The following is a 511-nucleotide window of genomic DNA, read 5'->3' on the forward strand; positions in this document are numbered from 1 at the left end:
GCCTCACATGATCAAGACGCTCATCCTCGCCAGCGCCGCTTCGGCTCTCCTCGCTGGCGCCGCCTCCGCCGCCGACCTTCCGCGCCGCGCGGCTCCCCCGGTGTTCGTGCCGGTGCCGTTGTTCACCTGGACCGGCTTCTACTCCGGTTTCAACTCCGGCTACGGCTTCGGTACGGGCAACGACAACAAGGGCCCGACCACCATCGTCGCCAATGCGCCGAGCTTCCTCGGCACCGCCGCCAGCCCTCTGGTGGGTGGTCGTGGCGCCGGCGCCTTCGGCGGCCGTGACAGCAACGAAGGCTTCGTCGGCGGCGGTCAGATCGGCTACAACTACCAGTTCACCCCGGGCTCTGGTGTCGTGATCGGTGTCGAGGCCGACGCCCAGTACGTCGACTTCGGCAACAGCCGTAACCGCTACGGCAACATCGTCGGCGTGCTGAACCCCGATCTGACCCCCGTCAACCCGAACGGCCTGTCGGGCCTCGACTACTTTGGCACCGTGCGCGGCCGC

Annotated in this window: 1 pseudogene; it reads left to right on the plus strand. The window is 68.3% G+C overall.

Going from position 1 to position 511, the window contains the following annotated elements:
• Positions 1-10 precede the first annotated feature (10 nt).
• Positions 11-511: pseudogene (locus MKK58_RS22570) on the plus strand (porin family protein); the annotation flags it as partial.

The organism is Methylobacterium sp. J-078, from assembly GCF_022829285.1.
Taxonomy (GTDB): Bacteria; Pseudomonadota; Alphaproteobacteria; order Rhizobiales; family Beijerinckiaceae; genus Methylobacterium.